General features: G+C 63.4%; 11 protein-coding genes. 9 read left to right on the forward strand and 2 right to left on the reverse strand.

The features are described 5' to 3' along the window. Positions 1 to 456 precede the first annotated feature (456 nt). The 7 genes from CH262_RS27915 to CH262_RS26830 all read left to right on the forward strand — a co-directional run bounded on the left by CH262_RS27915 (position 457) and on the right by CH262_RS26830 (position 9,356). Positions 457 to 627, forward strand: a complete 171-nt coding sequence (locus CH262_RS27915; RefSeq protein ID WP_015586065.1) for a hypothetical protein — start codon at positions 457 to 459, stop codon at positions 625 to 627. Between the two features lie 223 nt (positions 628 to 850). Beyond that, positions 851 to 6,223 (forward strand): telomere-binding protein, encoded by a 5,373-nt coding sequence (locus tag CH262_RS26805; protein WP_032364989.1) that lies wholly within the window; start codon positions 851 to 853, stop codon positions 6,221 to 6,223. Positions 6,224 to 6,226: 3 nt separating this feature from the next. Continuing rightward, positions 6,227 to 6,877: a helix-turn-helix domain-containing protein gene (locus CH262_RS26810; RefSeq protein ID WP_015586063.1), complete on the forward strand. Its 651-nt coding sequence runs from the start codon at positions 6,227 to 6,229 to the stop codon at positions 6,875 to 6,877. Between the two features lie 103 nt (positions 6,878 to 6,980). Then, positions 6,981 to 7,106 carry a hypothetical protein gene (locus tag CH262_RS28325; protein ID WP_254924250.1) on the forward strand — a complete coding sequence of 42 codons (126 nt, stop codon included), beginning with the start codon at positions 6,981 to 6,983 and terminating at the stop codon, positions 7,104 to 7,106. A 6-nt stretch (positions 7,107 to 7,112) separates the two neighbouring features. Continuing rightward, positions 7,113 to 7,751 (forward strand): hypothetical protein, encoded by a 639-nt coding sequence (locus CH262_RS26820; protein WP_015586061.1) that lies wholly within the window; start codon positions 7,113 to 7,115, stop codon positions 7,749 to 7,751. A 265-nt stretch (positions 7,752 to 8,016) separates the two neighbouring features. After that, a complete protein-coding gene (locus tag CH262_RS26825; protein ID WP_032394817.1) occupies positions 8,017 to 8,736 on the forward strand; it encodes a CPBP family intramembrane glutamic endopeptidase in 720 nt (239 codons plus the stop codon). Then, on the forward strand, positions 8,736 to 9,356 hold the full coding sequence (locus CH262_RS26830; protein WP_015586059.1) for a DUF2637 domain-containing protein: 621 nt from the start codon (positions 8,736 to 8,738) through the stop codon (positions 9,354 to 9,356). Before CH262_RS26825 ends, CH262_RS26830 begins: the two co-directional genes overlap by 1 nt. Positions 9,357 to 9,369: 13 nt before the next feature. On the opposite strand, the gene CH262_RS26835 is transcribed toward CH262_RS26830, so the two are convergent. Then, on the reverse strand, positions 9,370 to 10,371 hold the full coding sequence (locus tag CH262_RS26835) for a hypothetical protein (RefSeq protein WP_072692241.1): 1,002 nt from the start codon (positions 10,369 to 10,371) through the stop codon (positions 9,370 to 9,372). 40 nt (positions 10,372 to 10,411) lie between these two features. Further along, positions 10,412 to 10,939 (reverse strand): hypothetical protein, encoded by a 528-nt coding sequence (locus tag CH262_RS26840; protein ID WP_015586057.1) that lies wholly within the window; start codon positions 10,937 to 10,939, stop codon positions 10,412 to 10,414. Between the two features lie 287 nt (positions 10,940 to 11,226). On the opposite strand from CH262_RS26840, the gene CH262_RS26845 reads away from it, so the two are divergent. Then, positions 11,227 to 12,150: a DNA processing protein DprA gene (locus CH262_RS26845; protein WP_052047799.1), complete on the forward strand. Its 924-nt coding sequence runs from the start codon at positions 11,227 to 11,229 to the stop codon at positions 12,148 to 12,150. 352 nt (positions 12,151 to 12,502) lie between these two features. Beyond that, a complete protein-coding gene (locus CH262_RS26850; protein ID WP_015586055.1) occupies positions 12,503 to 13,498 on the forward strand; it encodes a DUF4192 family protein in 996 nt (331 codons plus the stop codon). Positions 13,499 to 13,730 lie beyond the last annotated feature (232 nt).

Consider the following 13,730-nt stretch of genomic DNA (forward strand, 5'->3'; position numbering starts at 1 on the left):
CCGGGCCAGAGCGTCTTGCTCCTGGCTCCCCACCGTGCTCCCCACCATGCTCCCCACTCCGGTGGGGAGCGTTTTTTTGCCTTTGAGCTGCCCTTATCTCCATGCTCCCCATGCTCCCCACATAAAAGAGCCAAGGTCACGCGTATATCGATGAAGGGGCTTGCGCAGCGGGTCGGTTCGACGAGCTGGGGTGTTCGTCGTGTCCGGTGCCGCAGAGACAATGTCGAGAGATTTCGCCACTTCTGTCACAGAGGTAGATCGAGACGGATCTACCTGTCATGTGTGGTGCGAGGGCGGGTACGGACGAGGTGCGGAGGAACATGTGAACGTGGCACGACAGGCAGGCGACACACCGGATGTCGCGGCCTCCCTGTTTCTGTTACCGAATCCGTTTAATGTGATCGCATGGCTGGAAGCAAACCTGGGAGAGAGTCGAAGGGCCCTCGCATACCCGCAATGGTGCGCACGCCCGACACGCAGTATGCGCATTACAAAAACGAGGCCGACGCCCTTGGCCTCGACCTCAGCGACTACTACGTCTATGTCATGGCGCTGCACCATGATCTACCCATGCCGCATTACATCCAAGATCGAATCGATCCCGCACAGTACAAGCTGGGCGCGTGATGACCTACCCCTAGACAGTGAAAAACCCCCCTCGTGCTTGGCGGCGAGAAGGGGGGTCTTCCGGATTCACAAGTGAGCGAATCGCTCCGCTCCAACCACCCACCGGGAACAACCACGAACACGACAGGAGGTGTATTGACATCATAGCTCAGTACCCCTGCCTCGCCGTGATTTGCGCTCCGAACCCAGCGCGCGTCGTACATCTACGTGTCGGCGGTGAGTCGTGACGTCACCGACTCCCAACCGCGGCCACATGTGGTCGATGGACAACATCCGTCCACGCCTCGAGCAGCTCGGCGGCTTCAAAGCCACATCGAGTACCCAGTTTCAGGCGAGATGCCCCGTTCACGACGACCGTCACGCTTCGCTGTCTGTCACCTGGACTCCGGGCCACCACGGTTCTGGAATGGTGCTGCTGCGGTGCCATGGCTGCTCAGCGACGGCCGCAGAAATCGCCGAGCGTCTCGATATCGGTGTGTCCGATCTGTTCGACGAACCCTTGCCGAGTCGGGATCCGAGCGCACCGCGTGTCGGTAGATCCCCGCAGCAACGGGCAGCGGGCAAACGACGTGGGCGTCTGGGGCGTCTGCCTGCTCGGATTGCCGGTCCGATGCCGGAGCCCGAGGTCGAGCACTCTTGGTCGGAAGTTGCGCGCTATCCCTACACCGATGCCGACAGCGTATTGGTGCAGGAGGTCATCCGCGAGGAGTGCACCTCGTGCGGCGTCAAACACAAACGATTCCGGCAGTTGTTCGTCGGTCCGAATCGCACGTACGTCAAACGTAAGCCTGCGGTGTTCACTCCGGTCCTGTTCGCGATGCCGCAGCTGCAAGCGGCGCTGTCGGCCGGCCAGCCGGTGTGGCTGCTCGAGGGCGAAAAGGATGTCGAGACCGCGATGCGTCTCGGTCTGTGCGCGACCACGAATGCCCAGGGTGGCCTGAACTTTCCGCCACAGCTCGCCGAGGTGTTCGCCGGTGCCGCAGTGCGCGTTGTGCTCGATCGTGACGCCGCAGGATACGAGCGCGGCATCGAACTGGCGTCGCTGCTCGGCGCAGTTGATGCCGAGGTACAACTGCTGCTACCCGGCACAACAGATGACAAATCAGACTTCACAGATCACGTCGAGGCCCAGCTGTGGGATCCGGACGATATGTGGAACGGGTTGATTCCCGTCCATGTCGGTGAGGTTGCGGCACATGCTGCGCTGGCCAAGCTGCGCGGCAAGGCCGCCGAGGTCGAAAAGGCGGCTCAGGAAGCGGCTGCGCGTGCCGAGCGCGGGCGAGTATCAGGTCACCAGGATGAGTGCGCAGACGAGATCCGCCTCGCTGGGCGCTGGGCCGTCGAGGCGGAGCGCCTGTTCGAGCCGTTGAGCGAAGCCGTCGATGCGGTGCGTAGTTTCGCTGCCGCTGAGGGCACGAAGTGGTCGCAAGAAGCGGTCGATGCCGCTACCGCTGTGTGGCGTACTGCCCGCACGGCTGCCCGTGCCGCACACGATATTTCGCGCACTCCGATTCCACCGCTGCTGCACGACGAGGACGAGCACGACGCGGTGCCGCCGGCGACCGGATCCAGCCACATCGACGCCGGTGAATCGACACATCCGCTCCCTGACGGACCCCGACTGCACCTGGTCGGGGCGGCCACCCGCGGCGCTCAGATATCTGCACCGACGTATCGGGTCGTAGAGGGAAGCCTCGTCGAAATCGTCACCAACCGAGATGGCGAGCAGACCGCCAAAATGGTGCTCAGCATCGATGCTCGGATCGTGGAGATGGAATACCTCGAATCGCAGGACGACGGCCTCGACGTCGACGCACCGACCCTGCTCGGACGCGAAGATATCGTCGGGCAGCGGGAAGCCAATCCGCCGTCGCCCGAACAGCTTTCCGCTGTCGTCATCGGGTACACCCATCCCGATACGGGCGAGTTCATGCGTATGCGGGTGGACGCACAGGACTATCGGGACTGCACCTGGGCGGATTCTCTTCCCGGGCCGCCGACGTACGACTCCAAACCCTCTGGAATCGCCAAACTTCGCGACGCCCTGAAAGTGGCGGGTGGAGTGACGATTGCCCGGACGGTTCGATTCCGTTCCACCGGTTGGCGTAAGGACCGAAACGACGAGTGGTTCTACGTGCACGCGGGTGGCGCTATCAGTGCTGCCGGTGCCCGTGTTGCGCCGGTTCTGCTCAGTGGACCGCTCTCGCGTTACGACCTGCCGTGCCCGATCGCCGATGCACCTCGATTGCGTGATGCCTTCATGGTCGATTCGGGATCGATGCTGACGCGTCTGCCGGTGCGAATCGCTGCTCCGTTGCTCGGGCACGTCTTTCGCGCGGCCTTGGGACCCAACCCCTGGGTTCTTTCGCTCATTGGTTCGCCCGGTTCGTACAAGACCTCGATCGCGTCGATCGCGATGCATCACTTCGGTGAGCTGTGGGATCGTCGGCGGCCGGCATCGTCGATGTCAGGTAACGGTGACACTCTCAATGCGCTTCGCATCAAACTGAATTCGTCGAAAGATGCGCTGTACTGGGCCGATGATGTCGCTCCCACACGAGACTGGGGGGCTGCACAGAAAGCGCTCGAAGAGTTCGCGCGCATGGTCCACAACGGCGAACAACGGAGCCGTTCCAGTCGCGACGGGTTGAGCATCCTCGACGGCACCGCCCCCCGATCGTCCGCGATGGTGACCTCCGAGGTCATGCCTCGACCAGGGTCCGGCGCTCAGCGCATGTTGGTGGTGCCGTTGCAGTCCGACGAGATCGAACTCGACGAGCTGATTCGACTCGACAGTGAGCAGTCTCGACATGGACGCGCCCTGCTGATGGCCTCGTTCCTGCAGTGGTTGTGCCCCCGCCTCGAGGAACTGCGGGAAAAGGTCTTCAACGAGGGCGCGCACTACGCCGAGGGCTTACGTGAGCAGGGTGAGACCGTGCGCCAGGCCGAAGCGGTCGGTGCAGTGTGGGCAGGGTGGCAGGCGTTCACCGCTTTTCTGCTCGATGTCGGCGCGCTCGATGCCGATGAGGTCGAGCAAGTTCTCGACGTCGTCGACGGCGGATTGCACGACGCGGTCGTCGCTGCGGCCGATCCCGATCTGCCTTCACGTACCGGGGCGCGGGTGCGCGAGCTCCTTGCGCACGCACTGCGTACCGGGTTGGCCTACGTCGACGACGTTCGTACCGGTGAAGCACCCGACCGCCCGCTCGCCGGCCGGTTGGGGTGGCGACGGACGTTGGTCTCGGACTATCAGGACGTCAAGAAGTACCGCGAAGACGCACGCGGGATCCGGTTGGGGTACGTGCTCACCGACCCCGGACCACGCGACGGTGAAGCGCAGCTGTTGATCGAATCGACTGCCCTCGAACAGGTTCTGAAAGCCGCGGCATCGACGATGTCCGATGCTCCACAGATCGATCGAGGCACGGCGCTGCGGGCCCTCTACGACGAGGGAGTTCTGATCGCCGAGGAACGCGCAGGCAAGACACCCCGTTACACCGTCCAACGCACCATCCATTGTGAGGAACGGCGGCAGCGGATGACCGCTCTCCGTCTGTGGGCGATCCTCGGCGACGGCCCCGACGACGGTCAGATCGGCATCTTCGACGCTGATGGCGGACCCGACGATGCACCGGACGGTACGACACCGAGCGACGTTCCGGGTTCGACCTCCGCAGTGGCCGACCTCGCGACGTTGTTCTCGGTATCGAACAGCGACACCTCATCGACGACGGGCAGCTCTCGTGCCAACGACGCGGAAGCTACGTCTGACAACTCCGAACAGGAGGACATTCCAGTGGGAAGCTACCCCGATGCCGAGGGCCATATCGCTGTGGCAGAACATATTTCGCCGAGCGTCCCGTGCGTGAAGTGCGGAGTGGGCTCGGGCCTTCGCTTCGATGGCCACGTTCTGCACGCGCAGTGCTGGTTCGGAAGCACAGCTGCCTCCCGCGCTGCACTGGTTGCCGATACCGCAGCCGCAGCGAAGCCGCCTGCACCCGCCTCCACTGGCCCGCGGCCGTCGAACGAACCTGCTCGTCGAGCTGCTTCCGAGGCCGCCGAGTCGAGTGCTCCTACGGTTGCGCAACCCAGTGCGCCGCTCGAGACCACGCAGCCTCGGCGTTCAGCTCCCGCGAAGACCGCGGCCAACCCGTTCGCTGCCCCTGCCGCCGTCCTGGACGTCGATGGCATTTGGATGCCCGACGGAAGTCGAATCAATTTGCCACAGAACATCTCTCACGTCGGTCATGTCGCCGCGCTGGTGCAGGAGCTGCGTCTGGGCACTCAGACTTCGTCGTGGCAGAGCGAACCGGGACAGATCTGGGTGACCGCGGCGATGACCGAGAAGTTCGGGGTGGATCTGAGCACGCTGAGCGACGATCCGTCGCAGCGACGCAAAGACGTCGGCGAGGCCACTGCCGGCACAGCGTTCGTCACAGATGCAATCGCCGACGGTTGGACCCTGGGCAAGCCCGGTGACCGGCTCGGTGCGTGGACCCGTGTGTGGCGCACCCAGGGCGAGCACCGCGGTGTGTGGGTCGTCCTGGCTGCCGGCATGAACGCCGATCCACGCGATATCCCTATTCTCGGAGACCGACCGTCCCCGAGCAAACTCGCGCGTCGATTGTCGCTGTTCGCCAGCGCGTTGAAGATGCCGTGGGTGATCACCCCGCAGTCCACAGGTTTCGACCTGATGATCTCGACTCGATTCAAGGACCGCGAGCGGATGTTCGGGGCACAGACTCCCGTCGGCCCGGCCACCATCAGCTCCCTCGAGGACGATTACGCATGGTCCCGCAAACCGACCAGCGACGAGACATCGATGATCTACGTCCACGCGTACGACCGAGGAGGCTCGCATGCTGCGGGAATCGCCGGTTTGGAGATGCCGATCGGATCGGCCACTCATCATCCAGACGGGCGAGCGTTCGACAAGAAGCTGCCGGGCTATTGGCGGGTAGAGGTTCCCGAGGCAGGGGACTGGCGCATCCCACATCCATTGATGCCTCTCGGCGGCCGGCCGGGCCTGCTGTGGGTGACCACACCGAGTCTGCAGGTCGCCGGAGAACTCGGCTACGAGCTCGAACCTGTCGAGGCCTACGTGTGGAACGAACATGGCCGAGTACTCGATCCGTGGTACGAGCGAATCCGGGACGCACGAACAGCTTTGGACGTCGACGACGTCGACGCTCAGTTGGCCAGAGATCTGCTCAAGGGCGTCTACACGCGCACGATCGGCCAGATGGGGTCCTCGGTTCATATGACCGGACGAGCAGGTTTCTCGCCTGAGCGACGCCATCACATCATCGCCAAAGCGCGGGCGAACATCACTCGTCGCATCGTCAAGATCGGCACCGTCTCCGACCGGTGGCCGGTGGCCATCACGAACGACACGGTTCTCTACACCAGCAACGATCCGGATCCGATCGCGTCCTGGCCTGGGGAGGACAAGCAGCTCGGTCGAGGGTTCGGCCAATACAAGTGGGAGGGCTCCGCTCGACTCGGCGATCATCTCGAGTTCCTCGTCGGTGGCCGCTACAAGGGCAAGGAAGCGCTGACGATGAACTGGGATGCCACGACAGGCAAGGGGGAATAGCCAATGGCCGGGCGCAAGCATGCTGGCTTCAAAGAGAACCTGGAAGCAGACGAACGCCGACGCAGCTCACTGTTCCAGGGCTTGACGGGCAGGCGTGGTGCCGATGTCTCCGGCAAGGCCGGCACCACCCCTGACATGCGTGGGATGCTCCTCGCCGCGTACGGCCCGGGCACTCGGGGCGGGGTGAACACTGCCGCAGCTGCGCGCGATCTCGGAGTCTCACGTCGTACGGTGGAACGCTGGGTTGCCGCCGAGGGACGCCAGCGAATCTCGAAGCCGAAGGCCGAGACTCTGAGCAAGCTCACCACCAAGTCGCGGCAGGCAGCGACGACGCAACAGGGCCGGCGCGCCGCCATCAAAGCTGTCCGAGAGAGCAAACAGGGCAAGTCGATCGCCAAATACGGTGCGCGCGTACAGATCAAGGGCCGACAAGGCGTCGCCGGTGGGGGAGGGTTCTACATTCGCAATCGTTCCATCCAGATCCCCCCGGATCAGAGTGGTATGTCGCCATCCGATGTCGAGTCGATGTGGTCGGCGTACGAACGCGGCGGCGACAAAGCGCTCTCGAAGTGGCTCAGCGGCTACGCCAGCGATCGGTACGTCGACGGATGGACCTTCGAGAGCATCGACAACATCTCCATCGACCCGGTCTGACCATAAGAGTCTGCGAGTTCAGGTGTTCGGAGTGTCCGGTGCAACCGCTACGGTATCGGTGGAATCGCGCACGGCAGCGCTCTGCAGGAGGGATCAGAAAGACATGTTCGAGACCAAGTCTCAGCAGTGGAAGACCCGCGTCGTTTCTGCGTTGGCGGGTCTGATCCTCGTCAGCATGGCTGTGCAGGCCAAAATGGGATACGGCGTCTTTCTCGGACCACTCCATTAGAGCGACATGAACCCGAAGCGGCCGCGGTGGACCAAACGACAGCTCGAGGTCGCATTCACCGCGTGCTACGGCCCCTTGGTCAACGGTGGTGTCGATATCGACTATGTCGCAGCGGCATTCGGGGTGACTCGCCGTACCGTTCAGCGTTGGCTGCAGGGCTCACCTCGCGCTCGAGCGGCCATTCCCGTCCGCCGGTTGCAGCAACTTCAATTTCCCCTTCCTGAAATCCGACGTGTCGAACAGCAGACCCTCGACAATGCACGAACTGTCTTGACCGGGCTCGATCTTCCCCGTGGCCGCGGTGTCCGCAAGGAATGGCGAGAGCGACGATGGCTGGACCCCCATGTCGTGGCGATCCTCCGTCCCCACGGCTCTCCGGACCTGCGGCAGGTAGCGATCGCCAGAGGCGCACCACGCCCCGTCGCGGCACTACATAAGCGGGGCCCGCTCGATGACTTCGTCACCGTTCCCACCCGTTTCCACGCCGACGCCCTCGTCGGTGAACTGCTCGACCGCGTCGGCCCATGGCGGCTCTATCCGGACGACCGTGTCGTCGAGCTCGGCCGAACCCGCGTGTGGGCCGCATGGGCACCACCGATCGACCTACCCGCTATTGCCCGCGGTGCGGGCCTACTCGACAACTGATCAGCCTCGACCGCCGTACCCACGCTCAGTACTCGTATCCGCACCCATGACTGTCCTGTGTCGCCGCGACGAGAGAATGTCAAAGAAAGAGTGAATCGCGATGAATCGCAACAACAACTGGAACTCAAGCCTGTATATCGCTGCTGTTCCGCTCGGGCTTGCTGCCGCCTACCTAGTCGTGTGTTGGCCTTTCGAGGCATTAGTCTCGGTTCAGAGGCATCTCGGTACCGGATCCGAGGTAGTCACCGAGTCGACCCCGCCGACGATGCCCGGCGCTCAAATTGGCTTCCTAATTCTCTTCTTCGCCGCAGTTGCCGGTCTCGCTCTCGTCGCGGCGGTGCGCCGGTTCATCGAACCGAACGAGACCGAACCGAACAGCTTCCCTGGGACGTGGCGAGCGCGGACGCTGATGAGTGCAGGATTGTTCCCCATCGGCCTGTGCATGGCCTCGTTGCTGTCCCCCGAGGATGCCGAAAACCTTTCGCGCACCAGTGACTACGGCAACCCGGCACAATGGTGGAACAGTGCGCACCTTCTCGTCGCCGGCTTGGCCGAGGAACCGTTCTTCAGTGCGCTTCCGGTCTTGTTGCTCTTCGGGGTCGTCGGACTGGTCTGGCGCGTCCAGCCGTGGATGCTCGGCATCGTCATCGCGAGCTCAGCTCTGTTTCGAGCCTCCATCCATCTGTACCAGGGAACAGGGCAAGCGTTGTCGGCGTTCGTATGGGGCGCTGTGGCCGTCTACGTCTACTATCGACTCCGCAGTCTCACGGGACTCGTTCTGGCCCATACAGCTTGGAATGCATTCGTCATTGCGAACAATGGTGACTACACCGCGGCTCAGATAGTGATCGGCGGGTGTATCGCATTCACCGCCCTGTGGTCGATTTACCGACTGTCGAACACACCCACCCTCAAGCACGCCGATCTAGCACGCCCGACGGCAGCGGCCGGCCACTTTTCGATCACCACCAGCGAAGGACATTGATGAGGAATCTGACAACCATCAAACGTTGCGCGGTGATCGGCAATGCGGTGATCGGTATCAGCGCCTTCACAAAGAGCGGAATATCGTTGTGGCAGCTCGCTACTGCCAGCGGATACCCGGCAACACTGGGATGGGTTCTGCCACTGGTGCTCGACGGAATGGTAATCCTCGCAACACTCATGCTCGTCGTCGACGCCTCACACCGCTGGTTCGCGTGGGCCTTGCTGATTCTCGGGTCGATCGCATCGACGGCCGGCAACATCGTGCACGTCTCGATGGTGGACTACAGCTCGACCTTCACCGTGGCCGCGCTGGCCGCTGCTGCGCCGCCGCTGGTGCTGCTGGTCACCACGCACCTGATGATCCAGCTGGTCCGACTCGAAGCATCAGCTGTAGACGACAGCACCGACCAGCGTCACTCGGCCCCGAACAGCTCCACAGAGGCCGAAACAGCCGTTCTGTGTGTCCACGTCCTGAAACTGGCCAGCGAAGGCCACGAGCACGCTGCAGTGGCCACCAAGACCGGGCTACCCATTGAGGTCGTCGACGCAGTCATCGCAGCCGCCGAGGACGAACTCCAGATCGGCTCTGAGGAGGATCGATACCTCGCCCCGGCATGAGTTCCCCGTCGGTCTACTTCATTCGCGAGCTCAGTTCGTCGAAGAATGCTGCGAGCATCGACGGCGCGTCGGGGCTCTCGAACTCTTTGCCCCCGAACCGATAGACCTCGTATCCCGCTAGCCGGAGACGTCGGTCTTCGGTGACCATCTCGGCGTACAGCTGCGTGCTGGCGCGGCCGTCTTCGTTGGCGTAGTGCTGACGACCGTCGACCTCGATGACGACGCGTTTTCTTGCACTGAAGAGCAGCAAGAAGTCCATGCGTTGGCGTTCGAGGGGACTGCTGCCCTTGCGTTGATACTTGGTGTACGGGTCGTAGTGGAGGTAGACCTGCGGGATCAGAGCGGGAATACCGAAGCCGTGCTCTCCGTATCGACGTGAGTAGACGTCCAAGACCATCCGCTCGGGTTCGTTCTTACCGAGGCTCTCTCGCAGCCGTTTGTACAGTGACCGCCCGACATCGCGATCGTCCGTGTCTGCCATTGCTTGGTGCTCACGCCACCACTGAATCAGCTCCTGAAAGGACAGGCCGGCCTCGGTTATCGGTCTGTCGTAGACCAGGCAGAACTCAGCATTCTTGGTGATCAGGATGTCGTTGCTGACCGCGTCGCGGAGCACCATCTCCGGTTTGGGACCATTGGCCGCGAAAATGAGGTTCTTTGCGGGAGAATCGACACCGCTGGAGCCCTTTTCGTACTCTGCGATCAGCACCGCGAGCCCGTGGTCCGCGACGTCGCATTCTGCAAGCACGCGACGCGCCAGTGCGACGAGCTGGGGGATCTCGAATCCTACGAGGTAACCATCGATCAGCGACCGCTTGGTGTCGGCCTCAACCGGGGTACCTGTACCTGCCCACGTCAGGTCGAGTTCGTCGGGTAGGACCACTTCGAGGGCGGCTCGCGAGAACCCATAGATCAAGGTGTCCTCGATCGCCGACCTGAGCGTTCTGGTCGACACGATCACCCGTCGCGGCGGCTCCTCCGAGAGGCCGGCCGCAAGTGAATCCCAGAAGCTCATCGGTCAGAGGCTCCGCGGGCGGCCATGTTGAGCGGAGCGCTTACCGGCGTCGATGGCCTGGATCCAAACGAACTTCGGCGAGAATCGCCCAGAGCTTGGCGTCGTCGCCGTCGTCTCGGTGATCGGCGATGGCCTGCACGAGGGTGTTGATGACCTCACGAGAGCGTGGATTGAATCCGGCAGCTCGCGCACCAGCCCAGGCCAGGGGGTCGTCGACCACCTTGTCGAGCCTGTCGAGGGCGTGGATACACAGGTCGTGGAACTTGCCGGCACGTTTGTATTGGGCGTCGTCGAGTTCGCCGGTATCGAGCGCTGCTGCTGCTTGCTCGACGTAGACATCGATGATCGCGTTTGCGCGATCGTTGAGCTGCGGATCGAAAGTGAGGGTGTTCCAGAATGCACGCCAATTGGCTGTATCGCCGGCGGTGTTCGAGCGCGGCAGGAGGTTGTCACGAATGATCGCAGCCAGTTCCGGGTCCGTCAGTTCGCTGATCGCTCGGGCGTCGGCGGAATTCGAGGGGAGCGGGGCCGGCGTCTTGCTTCGACGCCATGGCTCGGGCTCGGTCATGTGTGCAGCTTCCCTCTCGAACGTCGCGGTTGGTGCGTTTTTCGTCGGCGGCCCGTGAGATCTGCTCCGGTATTTGTATCACTCGAACAGGACACTTCGGTCTGCTCTTTTGGCCGCTTCGTGAACTTACCGCCCGGCGCACCCGCTGTCCCCGGCACCGGGTGCGCCGGGGACATTTTCGCTTGTCAGGTGCTGTTTTTGTCGGTGTGTCGGGGTAGGTTCGAGTTGTTCTGTTGATCGGGCGGACTGACCATCTGCCCTTGTGTTAGCCCTGGGAGGGTTTCGTCGTGAGCGGTGTGTCGAGCGAGAACGCGGTGTCGGGTAGCGAGATGGTGTGGCGTGAGCGTGTTGCGTGGGCGTATCTCGCTCACGTGGCGCGGGGGCAGGGCTCGTTGGTGCATCTGGCGGTGTCCTTATCGGGCGTGGAGGCTGCAGCCGAGGCTGTGCGGCATCGGGAGGTGTCGGAGGACTTGTTGCGTGCGACGGCTCGCTCGTGGGACTACTCAGGTGCCGAGGCAGACCTCGAGACGGCGGCAACGCTGGGAGCACGATTGGTCACTCCTGCGGACGCTGAGTGGCCGCAGCGGCTGCGGATGGCCGGATGGCTGGAGGGATCGACTCCGGTCGCTCTGTGGGTTCGTGGACAGGGCGCGCTGCCCGGTGCTGATGTGTCGGCGGTGGCGCTCACCGGCACCCGGGCTGCGACCGCTTACGGCGAGCATGTCGCGTCGGAATTTGCCGGGGATCTGGCGATGCGTGGGGTGGCGGTCCTGTCGGGCAGCGGGTTCGGGATCGAGGGAGCGGTGTTGCGGGCAGCGTTGGGGGTCGGTGCAGGACCGGTAGCGGTAATGCCGTGCGGCTTGGATCGGGCGTATCCGTCCGGTCACGCTCGGTTGCTCGAGCGCGTCGCGGAACAGGGTGTGGTGGTGAGCGAGTACTCGTTCGGTGCAGAGCCTCGACGAGAACGATTCAACGGGAGTGGCGCGCTGCTGGCGGCTCTCTCCGATGCGGTAGTGGTGCCCGAGGCCGGGTCACGCGGACGTGCACTGTCTGTGGCCAGGGAAGTGCACAGGCTCGGGCGGGCGGTGTACGCGGTACCAGGGCCGGTCACCTCCGCAGCGTCGAACGGATGCCATACGTTGATCATCGACGGTGTGGCGCGTCTTGCAATGTCGGCTGCTGGCGTGTGTGCTGATCCGAACGTCTCCTGATCGGCTCGACACCGATCCGAAAGTGTGGTCGGGTATGGACGTGAGCCCTAGATGGGCCTCGGAAGCCGACTCCGCTCCCGAGGAGTTAGAGCGAGAGCCTTTGTCGCTCTGATCCTTTCGCTTCTCCCTAGACGTTCGACAACAGGCTCGCCCAGCGAAACACATGGGCGGGCCTGTTGTCTTTCCCCACCGAGCCCCGGCGCACTCGGTGCGGTCCCCGGCACCGAGTGCGCCGGGGACCAAATGTGTTGCGCGTGAGCCGTTCTTGTCGGTGGTCTCGGCTAGATTGTGGGTGTTCTGTTGATCGGGCGGACTGACCATCTGCCCCTGTGCCCTGAAAGGGGTTTGTCCGATGTCCTCTGTTTTTCGTATCTCCTCACCCGCTGATGCTGTTGCCGTGGCCGTGATGCTGGTCCGCTACGTTCCCGAGAACGAAATGGTGGTGTTCACCCCAAACTCGACAGGCGGGGCCGTCATGGCCTGCCCGCTGGGGGAGGAAGCGCCGATCGGTGGTGCCCCGTTGCTGGTGCCCAGCGGTCACCCCGTGCGTGATCTATCCGGACCGCGCGTGGTGGTCGTGTTCGGCAGTGACACACACGCCGATGCGGCATCGATGGCCGTTCTCCACGAGTTCTCGGGCGATGACGTTGCTGTGTTCCAGTTCCACGAGGGACGTGCGCGCCGCTACTTGATGAACGGGGTACTGGCGGGACCGCACGAGGTCGGCGAGGCGGTCGACCTGACGGCTCACCCCTACGTGGTCGGAGCGTTGCTCGAGGGGCAGGTACGTCTGGCCTCTCGCGCCCAAATCCGCGCGGGCTTCGTTGCCGAACAGTTCGGTGCCGAACGCGCCGCGAGTGTGGTGGACATGATGCGGGCTGCACGCGGGGCGTTCCCGGCAGTAGGGCCGATCTCGGCCGCAGAGACCATCCACCGCGAGGTACTCGCCGGGTATCTCGATTCAGGCAACCGCGGAATCGAGATATCGGATTACCACGCTGCGATGCTCGCAGCCGCCGCCTCTGACGTGCGCGTGCGCGATGTGCTGTTCGTTCACTTCACCGAAGCCAACGCCGCAGTCCTCGGCGAACTGTGGCGGCAGGTTGGCGCGGTGTTGCCCGCCAGCGAGGCAGGCCCCGCCTTCGTCCTCGCTTCGCTGAGTTACTGGATCGGACGGGAGGCGGTGCCGGCGCGGGAGGCAATGAACGTTGCCCGTGGGCTCGCCCCCGATCATTCCTTGGGGCAGCTGCTCGAACGCGCATACAACGCGGGAATCAACCCGGCGCTGTGGGAGCAGATTCGGCCCGCTGCGCTCGATGCAGAATCCGAGCGATCCCGTAACGAATGACTTGAATGCGATTGATCCGAAACCGGTTTCGCTGAATACACCATGCATCGGCGAGCCGGTTTCGGTTCGACCGCCCTCGAAAAATTCTCGATTGCAAATTGCAAATTGAGCGCGATCGAATAACAGATGCAACCGCGAAGGCGCGCAGCGCTTCGACCGAGTCCGCGAGTTCTTCGGAACGGCTTGCCGTTTCGCCTGCAGCGGCGGGCGCGCAGCGCCCAGCCCCAGCCCC

The sequence above is a fragment of the Rhodococcus sp. 05-2255-1e genome, assembly GCF_002259025.1.
Lineage (GTDB): Bacteria > Actinomycetota > Actinomycetes > Mycobacteriales > Mycobacteriaceae > Rhodococcoides > Rhodococcoides fascians.

Coding starts and splice junctions, on each gene's coding strand:
- CH262_RS26810 (WP_015586063.1), top strand. CDS start 6,227: ATGGCCGGGCGCAAGCATGCTGGCTTCAAAGAGAACCTGGAAGCAGAC.
- CH262_RS26830 (WP_015586059.1), top strand. CDS start 8,736: ATGAGGAATCTGACAACCATCAAACGTTGCGCGGTGATCGGCAATGCG.
- CH262_RS28325 (WP_254924250.1), top strand. CDS start 6,981: ATGTTCGAGACCAAGTCTCAGCAGTGGAAGACCCGCGTCGTTTCTGCG.
- CH262_RS27915 (WP_015586065.1), top strand. CDS start 457: ATGGTGCGCACGCCCGACACGCAGTATGCGCATTACAAAAACGAGGCC.
- CH262_RS26835 (WP_072692241.1), bottom strand. CDS start 10,371: ATGAGCTTCTGGGATTCACTTGCGGCCGGCCTCTCGGAGGAGCCGCCG.
- CH262_RS26825 (WP_032394817.1), top strand. CDS start 8,017: ATGCCCGGCGCTCAAATTGGCTTCCTAATTCTCTTCTTCGCCGCAGTT.
- CH262_RS26850 (WP_015586055.1), top strand. CDS start 12,503: ATGTCCTCTGTTTTTCGTATCTCCTCACCCGCTGATGCTGTTGCCGTG.
- CH262_RS26840 (WP_015586057.1), bottom strand. CDS start 10,939: ATGACCGAGCCCGAGCCATGGCGTCGAAGCAAGACGCCGGCCCCGCTC.
- CH262_RS26820 (WP_015586061.1), top strand. CDS start 7,113: ATGAACCCGAAGCGGCCGCGGTGGACCAAACGACAGCTCGAGGTCGCA.